The 255-nt window shown below is 45.1% G+C and carries 1 protein-coding gene; it reads right to left on the reverse strand.

Annotated features, from left to right (window positions below):
* Positions 1 to 255 (reverse strand): helicase-related protein (locus tag E8Q33_RS15105; RefSeq protein WP_136555715.1); only part of this gene is annotated, 255 nt, incomplete at both ends.

A 255-nucleotide genomic window follows, 5' to 3' on the forward strand; every position in this document is an offset into this window, starting at 1 on the left:
TAAAGCCTGCACCTAAATCTTCAATCGACTCAATGGCTTCCAAACGTTTAATCGCATCGGCAGTCATGGCCTGTTGCGGCGGGGTAATCAGATAAGCATAAGCACGATGATGCGAGCGACCAACACGACCACGAATTTGATAAAGCTGGGCCAAACCTAATTTATCGGCTCTATCTATAAAGATGGTATTGGCAGTCGGTACGTCGATACCGGTTTCGATAATCGTAGTGCAAACCAGTACATTAAAACGTTGAT

Origin of the sequence: Methylophaga sp. SB9B (genome assembly GCF_004832235.1) — a bacterium.
Classification (GTDB): Bacteria; Pseudomonadota; Gammaproteobacteria; order Nitrosococcales; family Methylophagaceae; genus Methylophaga; species Methylophaga muralis.